The 12730-nt window shown below is 46.4% G+C and carries 10 protein-coding genes; 9 read left to right on the forward strand and 1 reads right to left on the reverse strand.

The annotated features are described in order from the left end of the window. Nucleotides 1–46 precede the first annotated feature (46 nt). The 3 genes from rlmB to trpS all read left to right on the forward strand — a co-directional run bounded on the left by rlmB (nt 47) and on the right by trpS (nt 2720). Entirely contained in the window at nt 47–790 is a 744-nt protein-coding gene (rlmB, locus tag R7093_RS22195; protein WP_005381395.1) for a 23S rRNA (guanosine(2251)-2'-O)-methyltransferase RlmB, read from the forward strand. A 110-nt stretch (nt 791–900) separates the two neighbouring features. Continuing rightward, nucleotides 901–1587, forward strand: coding sequence for a phosphoglycolate phosphatase (locus R7093_RS22200; protein ID WP_005382834.1), 687 nt, complete (start codon nt 901–903; stop codon nt 1585–1587). Nucleotides 1588–1703: 116 nt separating this feature from the next. After that, nucleotides 1704–2720: a tryptophan--tRNA ligase gene (gene trpS / locus R7093_RS22205; RefSeq protein ID WP_318146810.1), complete on the forward strand. Its 1017-nt coding sequence runs from the start codon at nt 1704–1706 to the stop codon at nt 2718–2720. A gap of 57 nt (nt 2721–2777) precedes the next feature. Here trpS and R7093_RS22210 read toward each other — a convergent pair whose 3' ends face one another. Continuing rightward, entirely contained in the window at nt 2778–3152 is a 375-nt protein-coding gene (locus tag R7093_RS22210) for a hypothetical protein (RefSeq protein WP_005381401.1), read from the reverse strand. Between the two features lie 542 nt (nt 3153–3694). Here R7093_RS22210 and R7093_RS22215 point away from each other — a divergent pair. The 6 genes from R7093_RS22215 (at nt 3695) to R7093_RS22240 (ending at nt 12654) form a co-directional block, all read left to right on the forward strand. Continuing rightward, nucleotides 3695–6649 carry an ExeM/NucH family extracellular endonuclease gene (locus tag R7093_RS22215; protein ID WP_047104035.1) on the forward strand — a complete coding sequence of 985 codons (2955 nt, stop codon included), beginning with the start codon at nt 3695–3697 and terminating at the stop codon, nt 6647–6649. Nucleotides 6650–6838: 189 nt separating this feature from the next. Next, nucleotides 6839–7426, forward strand: coding sequence for an aminodeoxychorismate/anthranilate synthase component II (locus tag R7093_RS22220; RefSeq protein ID WP_017821744.1), 588 nt, complete (start codon nt 6839–6841; stop codon nt 7424–7426). 361 nt (nt 7427–7787) lie between these two features. Beyond that, nucleotides 7788–8999 carry an aspartate aminotransferase family protein gene (locus R7093_RS22225; protein ID WP_005381420.1) on the forward strand — a complete coding sequence of 404 codons (1212 nt, stop codon included), beginning with the start codon at nt 7788–7790 and terminating at the stop codon, nt 8997–8999. A gap of 109 nt (nt 9000–9108) precedes the next feature. Beyond that, nucleotides 9109–10128 (forward strand): arginine N-succinyltransferase, encoded by a 1020-nt coding sequence (gene astA / locus R7093_RS22230; RefSeq protein WP_005381422.1) that lies wholly within the window; start codon nt 9109–9111, stop codon nt 10126–10128. A 28-nt stretch (nt 10129–10156) separates the two neighbouring features. Further along, nucleotides 10157–11614 (forward strand): succinylglutamate-semialdehyde dehydrogenase, encoded by a 1458-nt coding sequence (gene astD / locus R7093_RS22235; protein WP_005381424.1) that lies wholly within the window; start codon nt 10157–10159, stop codon nt 11612–11614. Nucleotides 11615–11862: 248 nt separating this feature from the next. After that, nucleotides 11863–12654, forward strand: a complete 792-nt coding sequence (locus R7093_RS22240; RefSeq protein WP_005381426.1) for a DUF1338 domain-containing protein — start codon at nt 11863–11865, stop codon at nt 12652–12654. Nucleotides 12655–12730 lie beyond the last annotated feature (76 nt).

Raw genomic sequence — 12730 nt, forward strand, 5'->3', positions numbered from 1 at the left:
AAACTTGGTTGGCGCAGGCAATACGACCAGAACAACAGGTTAAACAATGAGTAACGAATTTATCTACGGCATTCACGCAGTGAAGGCGGTATTGGAGCGCGAACCAGAGCGTTTTATCGAGGCGTACGTTTTAAAAGGTCGTCAAGATGATCGCCTAATGCCAATCCTAAATGATCTTCAGGTTTGTGGTGTTTCTATTCAGCAGATGACACGTAAAACCTTGGATGACAAAGCGCGCGGTGCAAATCACCAAGGCATCATCGCTCGTGTGAAACCAGCGAAGCAGCTGAATGAGAACGATATAGATGACATCCTGGCGCAGCACGAATCACCACTGCTATTAGTGTTAGACGGAGTGACCGATCCACACAATCTTGGTGCGTGTTTACGTAACGCAGATGCGGCAGGTGCTGCGGCGATCATCGTACCGAAAGATCGTTCTGCACCGATGAACGCAACCGTAAGCAAAGTGGCTTGTGGTGCAGCTGAAGTCGTGCCATTGATCCGAGTGACTAACTTGGCTCGTACTATGCGTACATTGCAAGAGAAAGGCATCTGGTTTGTTGGTACTGCGGGCGAAGCAACGCACGACATCTACCAAGCAAAACTGACTGGACCCCTTGCTATCGTAATGGGGGCAGAAGGTGATGGTATGCGTCGTCTGACTCGTGAAACCTGCGACGATTTGATTAAGATCCCAATGGCTGGTAGCGTTTCAAGCTTGAACGTATCTGTGGCATCCGGCATCTGTTTGTTTGAGGCAGTTCGTCAGCGTATTGCTGCAAAGTAACGACGAAACAAACAGTTACTGTAGAATCAGACATAATGATAAAAACAAAGGATGGGGTGCCATCCTTTGTCGTTTTCACCGATTTATAAATAAAAATCCTCAGGGAAGTTATGACTCAACAAGACATTAAATTCATCGCCTTCGATCTAGATGGTACTTTGCTTGATAGCGTGCCAGATCTAGCTGTCGCGGCAGACCAAGCGGTACAGGCGCTTGGCTTTCCATCGGTTTCAGAAGAACAAGTTCGTGATTATGTGGGTAACGGCGCAGACGTGCTTATTGGTCGCTCATTAAGCCAAAGCCTGACCATCAACCCGGAGCTGAGTGAAGAGCTTCGTGCTAAAGCGCGTGTATTGTTTGATGATTACTACGAGCAAAGCGGTCACAAGCTAAGTCATCTTTACCCAACGGTAAAAGAGACACTAGCAGAGCTGCACAAAGCGGGCTTTGTTATGGCGTTGGTGACCAACAAACCTTCAAAGTTTGTGCCTGACGTTTTGGAAAAGCACGACATCGCAAAATACTTCGTTGATGTCCTTGGCGGTGATGCATTCCCAGAGAAAAAACCAAACCCAGTAGCATTGAACTGGCTAATGGAAAAACACCAAATCCAACCAAGTGAAATGCTGATGGTTGGCGACTCGAAAAACGATATTCTCGCAGCAAAGAATGCAGGCTGTGCCTCATTTGGTCTGACATATGGTTACAACCACGGTGAACCTATTTCAGCATCAAATCCAGATTTCGTCGCTGACAGTTTGGCAGAATTATTGGACGTTGTAGCGGTTTCTGCATAACGGCTACAAAAGAGCTTCCAAAATACTCGTTAATGAGTACACTGAGTAAACCGTGCACCTATTACTGCACGGTTTTTTTCATTTAATTAGATTAAGAAGTCAAAGGAATCATTCTAATGAGCAAACCCATTGTATTGAGTGGTGTTCAACCTTCAGGTGAACTAAGTATCGGTAACTACTTGGGTGCTCTACGTCAATGGCAGCAGATGCAAGACGATTATGATTGCCAATATTGTGTGGTAGACCTTCACGCGATTACGGTTCGTCAGGACCCTAAAGCGCTGCATGAAGCAACTCTAGACGCACTGGCAATTTGTCTGGCAGTTGGTGTTGCCCCGAAGAAGAGCACGCTATTTGTTCAGTCACATGTACCAGAGCATGCTCAATTAGGTTGGCTTCTTAACTGCTACACTCAAATGGGTGAGCTGAGCCGTATGACTCAGTTTAAAGACAAATCGGCACGTTACGCGAATGACGTAAACGTCGGTCTATTTGACTACCCGGTGTTGATGGCGGCTGACATTTTGCTTTACGGTGCACACCAAGTACCTGTAGGCAGTGACCAGAAGCAACATCTAGAATTAGCGCGCGATATCGCAACGCGTTTCAACAATATTTACTCGCCAGAGCAGCCAATCTTCCAAGTTCCAGAGCCTTACATTCCGACAGTAAATGCGCGTGTAATGAGCCTTCAAGATGCAACGAAGAAGATGTCTAAATCTGATGACAACCGTAAGAACGTTATCACGCTGCTGGAAGAGCCTAAGTCGATCCTTAAGAAGATCAACAAAGCGCAAACCGATACCGAAACGCCACCAAGTATCCGTCATGATATCGAGAACAAGGCGGGCATTGCTAACCTAATGGGTCTGTACTCCGCGGCGACAGGCATGAGCTTCGAAGAGATTGAAGCGAAGTACCAAGGCGTAGAAATGTATGGCCCATTTAAGAAAGATGTTGGTGAGGCAGTTGTAGCAATGCTTGAGCCAATTCAAGCAGAATATCACCGTATTCGCGCTGATCGTGCTTACATGGACGAGGTAATGCAGCAAGGCGCTGAGAAAGCCTCGGCACGAGCGGCTGAAACGCTTAAGAAAGCATACGAAGCAGTAGGTTTTGTAGCTCGCCCATAGTTGCTAAGAACGAATACGAAAAAGCTCCACTTTGGTGGAGCTTTTTTTATGCCTGTATTACTGAAATGGTGTGTCTTTCATACAGCGTTCCATGTCGTAATATTCAACACGTCCTCGAGCCCCTAGAAAGGCAGACTTCACAACCATGCCTCTATCAATGAAGTAACTAAGCTGTACGCATGATATATCGTAGCTGAGTTCTTTAATTCTCGCTGGAATCCAGTAGGTTCCTGGCGTTCTTAGACGCTGAGTAAAGGTAATAACACCCTCGTCACTGACTTCTAGCTCTTCAATACCATCCAGTTCATTTTTGGCTGATTCGATGATGTCTTGATTCGCCGTAGGTTGAAGTGGCTCACTGGCGGTCAACTGACACCCCGCTATCAAGCCAAGTAGGGAGAGAGCTAGCACACTGCGTTGAATTTTTTTCATTTGTCGTTCCTGGGTTTACAGCTAATGAGATCTTATTGTCTCGCGCGGTGTTATATCTTTTGTGTATGTTTTTGGCTAGTGAGTAATGAAAAGTTATTGAATAAATCATGAAAACTTTGAAGTATGAGGGGCCTGTATAAGAGAGAACGAAGCGAGTAATAGATTCTTGGGCTTGAACAGTGATACAAGTGAAAATTAAAGCATTCTAAATTAGTGACTAATTATATTTTTTATTTGTAACGGAACGGTTGGGTTAATAAGCCACTCAACAAGTGATGTATTTTCTACTCCTTAACATGAAGTGAAAAAGTAAACTGAGTAATCAATCTAAATTCTGACTTGTTTATCAATAGCGCTCTGTATTTATTACAAAAAATGTTTGAATGGGATGCTCTGGCATATTTTCTTATATTCACATGTGATTCATTTCACGGCTTTAATTACTCATTCTTATTTATTTCATAAATAAACCTGATAGTAGACGCAAATGGCAGGCTCTAACCAGAGCTAAGTTTGCATTTACATAAATATCAGGTATGACAATGGACACGTTAATCAAACCCTCAATACTCGCATTAACCATCGCCAGTGCACTTAGTGCAAACGCGAACGCAGAGATTATTATTTCCCAATACGTAGAAGGCGGCGCTTATAATAAAGCGGTAGAGATCGCTAATACGGGTGATACTGCGGTGACACTCACTGGCTACGAGTTGGCGAAATCATCAAACGGTGGTGGTACTTGGGGCAGCACATTCGACCTTAGCCAAGTGACGCTACAAGCTAACCAAGTGTATGTACTGGCGCATGGTGACGCGAGCGATACCATCAAAGCTGTCGCCGATATCACAGATAAAAGCGTTGCGAACTTTAACGGTGACGACCCGATCGCACTGCTGAAAGATGGTGAAGTGCACGACATCATCGGTGTGATGGGTGACGTAGATTTTGGTAAAGACACCACATTAGTTCGTAACAGTGATGCACTAACCCCTTCTGCTACTTATGATGCATCTCAGTGGACGGCATTTGAGAAAGACAACATTGACGGCCTTGGTGAGCTAAATGCGACTGAGCCACCAGCACCATTCGCTTGTGAAGTCGACGGTCAGCAACCTAACTTCACTACCATCCAAGATATTCAAGGTGAAGGCGATACGTCTCCATTCATTGATGGTTACCCATACATTACTGACGAAGATCATTTCGTAACGGGTGTCGTGACTGCTGTTACCACTGGCCTAACCAAAGGTTTCTACCTACAAGCATTAGAAAGCGACAACAACGACAAGACCTCAGAAGGCTTGTTCATTCATACTGACGCGGCAGACACGGCGCTGAAAGCTGGTGACGTTGTTTGTGTGAAAGGTAAAGTTCAAGAGTATTACAGCAATACTCAGCTTGCTTCTGATGCTAACAGCTATGTGAAAACAGGCACCTCTGAAACCTCTCGAGTTACCGATCTTGTTATCAAAGAAGGTGAGACACTACGTGATGCGCTTGAGCGTCATGAAGGGATGCAAGTTGAGTTGACCTCGGCAAGTGACTTGTTTGTAACTCGCAACTTCTCTTACGACTACGATTCACGTCGTAACAATATGATGCTCTCTCATGAAGCGCCATTGTTAAAGCCGACTCAATTACACGCGGCAGAGAGCGATGCAGCCGTTGAGCTAGCAAAAGACAACGCAGCAAACCGCGTATACCTAGAATCAGATGGCAAAGCACCAAACGGCCAAATCCCATACTACCCCGATTTTGCTAAAGATGCAGACCAAGATGGCTCTTCAGAGCAGCACATTCGCCTTGGTTCTCGAGTAGAAGGTCTACAGGGTGTCGTGGCTTACAGCTACAACGAATACCGCCTGATTGCGACGAATGAAGTCAATAACACCAACTTCGTGACTTCAGGTGAAGGCTTCGACGTGGCTCGTAAAGATGCCCCAGCGATTGCGGACTCAGATTTGCGTATTGCAAGCTTCAACGTACTGAACTACTTCAACTCCGTGGCTGACAGTGGTCATGAAAACCCAACCGGACAAAACCGTGGTGCGACTAATCTAGACGAATTCCTGATCCAGCAAGCGAAAATCGTTGCGGCGATGAACAAGATGGACGCAGACGTTATTGGTTTGATGGAAGTGGAAAACAACGGCTTTGGTGATGGCAGTGCTATCCAAAACTTAGTTGATGCCCTAAATGCTGAGATTGATGACGCTGAAGATCATTACACGTATGTCGAAATCGAAGAGCAAGACAAATACCAAGACGAATACTTTGGCAGTGATGCGATCATGGTGGCGATCTTATATCGTGCTAACGCAGTAACGCCAAAAGGCGCTGCAAAAGTGATCATCACGCCAGAGCAGCACATTGCAGAAAACACAATTACTCGTAAAGAGGGCACCGAAAGTAACCCTGCTTACGATAAGTACCAACGACACAGTCTACTTCAGACCTTTACGGTGAAAGAGACGGGTGAAGATTTGTCTATTGTCGTAAACCACTTTAAGTCGAAAGGCTCTGAGTGTATTGAAGAGTGGATTGCCGGTGTAGAAGATTCTGAGCCAGCGGATCTGCAAGGCAACTGTAACAACTTCCGCGTTTCTGCTGCGCACGCAGTGGGTGAAGCGTTGAAAGAGGTGAAAGGCGATGTATTGCTCATGGGCGACCTCAATGCTTATGGCATGGAAGACCCACTTCTGACACTGACTGATTACTCGAAAGAGAAATACGGCCGTGACATTTATACTGCTGCTTACACAACCATTGGTGATGGTGAACTTCAAGTAGAGAAGACCAAAATTGAAAAAGGTTACGGTCTGCACAACTTAAATACGTTGCTGCACGGCACTGATACGTTTTCTTACACCTATTCGGGCGAGCTGGGTAATTTGGACCACGCATTGGCAAGCAGTAGCCTAGCGCAAAAAGTGGTAGCAATTGAAGATTGGCACATCAACTCACTAGAGAGTAACTTGTTCGAATACAGCAGCAAGTACACCGGTGATATGCCGAAGTACAAAGATGCGTTCTCTGCCTCTGACCACGATCCAGTGATCATCGCGATTGATTTACCAGATGATGACATCGATTTACCGAAAGCAGGTGACAACTTAGCCGTCGATGTCCGTTTACCACCAACGGCGGTTGTAGGTGATATTGTTACGGTGAACTTAACGCCATCCACACAAGCGGCTGCGGCGAGCAGCGATACGAAAGCTTACTCGGCTAGCCAAACCTTAGTTCAAGCTGATATTGATGCGCGTAGCGTGAATATTGAGTTTGAACAAACGCCAGAGCAAGGTAATTATCAGTTAGAAGAGAAAGTGACTGACTCGACAGGCAATATCGTGAAGTTTAGCTCTGTTCGTGATGTTTCAATGACGCAAACTGAAACTGGAACAGAAGGGTCGAAGGATTCAGATGGAGGTTCGTTTGGTTTTGGCGCGCTATTTGCGCTGCTAGGTCTCGGTTTATTCCGTCGTCGCCGCTAAGCGAATTTACTTTCTGACAAACAGTTCCTAAATAGCTGTAAAGACCAAAGGCCAGCCTATGCTGGCCTTTTTATTCAGCAAAAACTTGCCTTTCTTGCTTGGTATAGCAAAATACCGCCCTTGATTGTCACGAACGTGGCGATTCACTACGTAAGCATTGCCAAAACGGATTGGAGCAACCGACCCTTTATGTTGTTGATCATCGATAACTACGACTCTTTTACCTACAACCTTTACCAATACTTCTGCGAGCTTGGTGCAGACGTAAAGGTGGTGCGTAACGATGAAATCGATATCCAAGGCATTGAGGCGCTCAACCCAACTCATTTGGTGATCTCGCCAGGGCCATGTACGCCGAACGAAGCAGGTATTTCACTGAAAGCGATAGAACACTTCGCTGGTAAGTTGCCGATCCTAGGAGTTTGTCTTGGTCATCAGGCGATAGCGCAAGTGTTTGGGGGGGAAGTGGTACGTGCACGACAAGTGATGCACGGTAAGACCTCACCGATTCATCACAACGGTCGTAGTGTGTTTAAAAATCTGAATAACCCACTCACGGTAACCCGTTATCACTCTCTTGTGGTGAAAAACGGTACTTTACCCGACGTGTTTGAACTGACTGCATGGACAGAACTGCCTGACGGAAGCATGGATGAAATAATGGGTTACCAACATAAAACCTTGCCAATTGATGCGGTGCAATTCCACCCAGAATCAATCAAAACTGAGCAAGGTCACGAGTTGCTTGCGAACTTTTTAGCACGCAAAGCGATCTGATCGCGATCACTTTTCTTAACAAATCATTCATCTTTTTGCTGAGGTGAGCGGATTGCAAAACTATGCGATTCTCTCGAGTCTCTTTGTCTATTCATGTCTTTTTAAACCTTCTATCCCCTGTATTACATAACATTTATAAAAAATCACTTCTCTATTTTACTTTCTTGATGCATAAATAGTCATAAGCAGTGATTAATGGAAGTTACTTTCGAGAACGAAAAGAATAAATCACTATTGAAATGGTTAATTAAATGTAAATACAATGCCGCAATAGCTTAAATGCAAAACATTATTTGCTGGCAAAGAGAGCCGGTTAAATTCGCTTATCTGCTACGCATGCGGTATCAAGAAGGAATGTGCAATGACAACGGAAATTAAAGTAGAGCGCGGTTTATTCGATGAGGTAATGGTACCTTGCTATAACCCGATGGAAATGATCCCTGTTAAAGGTGAAGGTTCACGTGTTTGGGATCAGGAAGGTAATGAATACATCGACTTTGCTGGTGGTATTGCAGTGAGCTGTCTTGGCCATTGTCATCCAGTAATGGTAAACGCACTAACAGAGCAAGCTAACAAGCTTTGGCACTTAAGTAACGTTATGACGAACGAACCAGCCCTTCGTCTGGCGAAAAAGCTAACAGAAGTGAGTTTTGCTGAGCGAGTGTTCTTTGCTAACTCTGGCGCAGAAGCAAACGAAGCCGCTTTGAAGCTGGCACGTCGTTATGCAGCAGACGTTCATGGCACTGAGAAATCTGAAATCATTGCATTCAAACAAGGTTTCCACGGTCGTACATTCTTTACCGTAACGGTTGGTGGCCAAGCGGCATACTCTGACGGCTTCGGTCCTAAGCCAGGCGACGTGACACACCTTCCTTACAACGATATCGAAGCTTTACAAGCACACATGTCTGATCGTACTTGTGCGGTCATGATGGAGCCACTACAAGGTGAAGGCGGCATCGTGCCACCAACGCCTGAGTTCGCTCAAGCGGTTCGCGAGCTGTGTGACAAACACAACGCCTTACTGATCTTCGATGAAGTGCAAACTGGTAATGGCCGTACAGGTAACTTCTACGCTTACCAAGGTTTAGGTATCACGCCAGATATTCTAAGTACTGCGAAATCACTTGGTGGCGGTTTCCCGATCGGTGCAATGCTAACGACAGCAAAATTGGCAGAGCACATGAAAGTGGGCACTCACGGTTCTACATATGGCGGTAACCCACTAGCGTGTGCGGTTGCAGAAGCGGTTGTAAATGAAGTTACTAAGCCAGAGGTGTTGGCTGGTGTGCTAGAACGCGAAGCAATGTTCCGTGAAGGTCTAGAGAAGATCAACGCGAAGTACAACATCTTCTCAGAAGTGCGCGGTCAAGGCCTATTACTTGGCGCTGCACTAAATGAAGAATGGCAAGGCCGTGCGCGTGACGTGCTGGTTGCTGCAGGTAAACAAGGTCTCATGGTATTGGTTGCGGGTGCCAATGTCGTACGTTTCACACCATCACTCGTTATCACACAACAAGAAATTGAAGAAGGCTTGGCGAAACTGGATAAAGCGATCGCGACTTTAGTTTAAGCGCGATATCAGTTTAAACGTCAACGCAGACACCCCCGTCAAGGATCTCTGATGGGGGAATTGTTCCTACAATATAGTTAGGATCTTCTTGCATCTGGAGGGAGTATTGATGCTAGTAGTTCGCCCTATCGCGATGTCGGATTACGACGCACTGCACACTTGTGCGGTGGAGTCTGGTCACGGATTTACATCTCTACCGGTTAACGAAGAACTGTTAACCAATCGAATCAAACATTCAGAGTACAGCTTTGGTAAGCCAGATGTGGCAGAACCAGGCGATGAAGGCTACCTGATGGTTGGCTTTGACTCTGAAACGGGTGAGGTTGCGGGTACCACCGGAATCGAAGCATCTATCGGCTGGGATGTCCCATTTTACTCATATCACATTAGTAAAGTCGTGCACTCGTCGCCAAAGCTTGGCGTTAACAACGTCGTTAAACTGCTTACTTTTGGTAATAACTACACGGGTAACAGCGAAATTTGTACCTTGTTCTTGCGTGAGAAATTCCGCCAAGGTCTGAATGGTCGTCTAATGTCGAAGTGTCGTTTCCTAATGATGGCAGAGCACCCAGAGCGCTTCTCTGAAACGATCTTTGCGGAGATGCGTGGCGTTTCAGACGACGAGGGTAATTCACCATTCTGGCAATGGCTTCAAGAGCATTTCTTCTCTATCGATTTCACGCTTGCAGATTACCTGACAGGTATCGGCAAGAAAGGCTTTATCGCCGACTTGATGCCGAAACTGCCTATTTACATCAACCTGCTCAGCCCAGAAGCGCAAGCCGTGATTGGTCAAGTACATGACAACACGCGTCCAGCGCTGAAGCTGCTTGAGCGTGAAGGTTTTACCAACCGAGGCTACGTCGACATCTTCGATGGTGGCCCAACGGTTGAGTGTGATCTGCGTAATATTGAGTCGGTACGTCATTCATTCCGTGCGCAAGTCAAAATCTCTGAACATTCCAGCACACAAGACTTCTTGATGTGTAATTCATCTTTCGAGAACTTCCGTGCGACAGTCACTAAAGCGGCGTATGACGCAGAAACACAGAGCGTAATGATCGCACCAGACGTTGCGGATGCACTTTCGGTTGAAGAAGGGGATTTCGTTCGCCTTCTTCCGCAGTAACAGACGACAGAATTTAAGGATAGAAACAATGACACATTGGATTGCAGGTGAATGGGTACAAGGTCAGGGTGAAGCATTTACGTCTCTGTCGCCGTACAACCAAGAAGTGATCTGGCAAGGCAAAGGTGCAACGGCAGAGCAGGTGAACCAGGCGGTATCTGCAGCGCGTGAAGCGTTTATTGACTGGAAAAAGCGCCCATTTTCAGAGCGTGAGGCAATCGTGTTGGCTTTTGCGGAGAAAGTAAAAGAGAACAGCGAAAAAATCGCCGAAGTCATTGCCAAAGAAACTGGTAAGCCAATTTGGGAAACGCGCACTGAAGCAGCGGCAATGGCAGGTAAAATTGCCATTTCGATTCGCGCTTATCATGACCGCACTGGTGAGGCGAGCCGTGAAGCAGCAGGCAACCAAATCGTATTGCGCCACCGCCCATTGGGCGTGATGGCGGTGTTTGGTCCTTACAACTTCCCAGGCCACCTACCAAATGGTCACATTGTGCCTGCGCTACTGGCTGGTAACACGGTAGTCTTCAAACCGTCTGAGCAAACGCCATGGACGGGTGAATTGGCAATGAAGCTATGGGAAGAAGCCGGTCTGCCGAAAGGCGTGATTAACCTTGTTCAGGGCGCGAAAGAAACTGGTATCGCGCTCGCTGACGCAAAAGGCATCGATGGCGTACTGTTTACGGGTAGCGCAAATACGGGGCATGTATTACACCGTCAATTTGCGGGTCAACCGGGCAAGATGCTCGCACTAGAAATGGGTGGTAATAACCCGATGGTGATCTCTGATAAATATGGTGATTTGGATGCCACGGTTTACACCATCATCCAGTCAGCGTTTATCAGTGCTGGGCAGCGTTGTACGTGTGCTCGTCGTTTGTATGTGCCATTGGGTGAAAAAGGCGATGCGCTTATCACCAAACTCGTTGAAGCGACACGCAATATTCGCGTAGACCAACCATTTGCAGAACCTGCGCCATTTATGGGACCGCAAATTTCGGTCGCGGCAGCCAAGTTTATTCTTGATGCACAAGCTAATCTACAGTCTCTTGGCGGTGAAAGCTTGATTGAAGCGAAAGCAGGAGAGGCGGCGTTTGTTTCTCCTGGCATCATTGATGTAACGAACATTGCTGAGTTACCAGATGAAGAATACTTCGGCCCACTTCTGCAAGTGGTGCGTTACGAAGGGTTAGACAAAGCCGTGGCGCTAGCAAACGATACGCGCTTTGGCTTATCTGCTGGTTTGGTCTCAACCGACGACCAAGAATGGGAATACTTCGTTGACCACATTCGTGCAGGTATCGTGAACCGTAACCGCCAGCTCACTGGTGCAAGCGGTGATGCGCCATTTGGTGGTCCGGGGGCGTCGGGTAACTTGCGCCCAAGCGCTTACTACGCAGCAGATTACTGTGCGTACCCAATGGCATCAATGGAAGGTCAAGAGACTGTCTTGCCTGCAACATTGAGTCCAGGTGTAGCGCTATAAGTTTTAATAATAGAGTCGCAACTATGCATTGCGGCTCACCTTGCCGGCGCATCATTTAGGTATGGGTTGTAGTGATCGTTGGCAGAACACGAAAAGTGAGCAAAGACTCGGAAAAGCGTGTTGACTGACTGGCATTTACCGTCACAGGTTGATGGTTGCTCGTTCATTATTCTGGACAACTTTTGTTGTGAACGAGCAGCCAACTTCCGCTTACCTTTAAACTCTACATCTCGTAACAAGGAGTCGTTATGACGCCCGATGTGTTATTTGAATCGCTATGGCAAGATTACATTCAACGTCTTTGCCCTTCGGCTGCTAAAGTGCATCAGCTGCTTCAAGAAGATGAGCCTCTGATTAATGATCATATAGCTTTACGTACCTTCAATATCGCGCCTCTTGGTATTGAAACTCTAGCTAAGCCATTTGTAGCTATTGGTTACAAGGCGTGTGGTGATTACGTTTTCGAAAGCAAAAAGCTGGTTGCTAAGCACTATGAGCACCCAGATCCGAAGCAACCTAAAGTATTTATTAGTGAGCTAAAAGTTGAAGAGTGCTCGTCTGAGCTACAAGAGATTGTGAAAAATTTGGTGGCACAAGTCGATGCTGACAAGCTGAACGATAGCGCATTCTTACATGGTGGACGCTTGTGGGATTTAAGCTTTGCTGATTACCAAACGTTGGCTAAAGAAAGTGAGTACGCATCTTGGCTTGCGGCGCATGGTTACGGAGCAAACCACTTCACGGTGAGCGTTAACCAGCTCAATGAATATGAAGAAGTGAAGCAGGTAAACGATCATCTGCGTACCGCTGGGTTTACCATTAATGAAAATGGTGGTGAAGTGAAGGGCACTCCTGAGGTGTTGCTAGAGCAGTCATCGACCATGGCAGATAAAGTAGCGGTTCGTTTTAGCGAAGGCACTGAAATTATCCCTGGCGGGTTTTATGAATTTGCTAAGCGCTATCCGATGGAAAATGGTGATTTGTACCCAGGTTTCGTGGCCGCTTCAGCTGACAAAATCTTTGAAAGTACGAATGGCTAAGTTTTAGGGTTAACCTGTTAAGCTTACTCATTAGTGTTCGCTGCACCCTATCTCATTTGGTCATGAGTAAATAAAA

The sequence above is a fragment of the Vibrio sp. 1580 genome (assembly GCF_033340055.1).

What these genes read in the sequence shown, in the direction of transcription:
- rlmB (WP_005381395.1), top strand. Translation starts at nt 47, where the DNA reads ATGAGTAACGAATTTATCTACGGCATTCACGCAGTGAAGGCGGTATTG.
- R7093_RS22200 (WP_005382834.1), top strand. Translation starts at nt 901, where the DNA reads ATGACTCAACAAGACATTAAATTCATCGCCTTCGATCTAGATGGTACT.
- trpS (WP_318146810.1), top strand. Translation starts at nt 1,704, where the DNA reads ATGAGCAAACCCATTGTATTGAGTGGTGTTCAACCTTCAGGTGAACTA.
- R7093_RS22210 (WP_005381401.1), bottom strand. Translation starts at nt 3,152, where the DNA reads ATGAAAAAAATTCAACGCAGTGTGCTAGCTCTCTCCCTACTTGGCTTG.
- R7093_RS22215 (WP_047104035.1), top strand. Translation starts at nt 3,695, where the DNA reads ATGGACACGTTAATCAAACCCTCAATACTCGCATTAACCATCGCCAGT.
- R7093_RS22220 (WP_017821744.1), top strand. Translation starts at nt 6,839, where the DNA reads ATGTTGTTGATCATCGATAACTACGACTCTTTTACCTACAACCTTTAC.
- R7093_RS22225 (WP_005381420.1), top strand. Translation starts at nt 7,788, where the DNA reads ATGACAACGGAAATTAAAGTAGAGCGCGGTTTATTCGATGAGGTAATG.
- astA (WP_005381422.1), top strand. Translation starts at nt 9,109, where the DNA reads ATGCTAGTAGTTCGCCCTATCGCGATGTCGGATTACGACGCACTGCAC.
- astD (WP_005381424.1), top strand. Translation starts at nt 10,157, where the DNA reads ATGACACATTGGATTGCAGGTGAATGGGTACAAGGTCAGGGTGAAGCA.
- R7093_RS22240 (WP_005381426.1), top strand. Translation starts at nt 11,863, where the DNA reads ATGACGCCCGATGTGTTATTTGAATCGCTATGGCAAGATTACATTCAA.